Origin of the sequence: Arthrobacter sulfonylureivorans, assembly GCF_047607445.1 — a bacterium.
In the GTDB taxonomy this organism is placed as follows: domain Bacteria; phylum Actinomycetota; class Actinomycetes; order Actinomycetales; family Micrococcaceae; genus Crystallibacter; species Crystallibacter sulfonylureivorans_A.
In genome coordinates this window covers 1-384 of sequence record NZ_JBLKRT010000107.1, presented here as the reverse complement: position 1 = coordinate 384, position 384 = coordinate 1, and the positions used below count along the sequence as shown (strand labels likewise).

The window sequence follows — 384 nt, the reverse complement described above, 5'->3', positions numbered from 1 at the left end:
GCGATCGCCCGCAAAGGCGCCGACCTGCCCCCGGAGACCCTGGCCGAGTACGAGAACACGGTGCTGCCCGGCGCCGGGACCATCACCCTCGAATCCGTCCACGCCCGGACCCGCACCGCCCGCGACCAGCTCCACCCCGTGCCCCTGGAGACCCGGCACCAAGCCGCGCTCGAACGACGCACCGTCCAATACCTGCCGCAAGACGACGGCATGGCCGAACTGTTCATCCGCACCTCAGCGGACAAAGCCCTGCTCGCCTACAACCTGATGCAGGCCCACGCCCGGAAACTGCAGACCGCCGAGGAAACCCGCACCCTCGGCCAACTCCGCGCCGACGTCTTCACCGACATGCTCCTGCGCTACCCCGACCACGCCTACCAACCC

1 pseudogene is annotated in these 384 nt (G+C 69.5%); it reads left to right on the top strand.

Features of this window, described 5'->3' with window-relative positions:
* A pseudogene (locus tag ACMX2H_RS18995) lies at positions 1–384 on the top strand (HNH endonuclease signature motif containing protein); the annotation flags it as partial.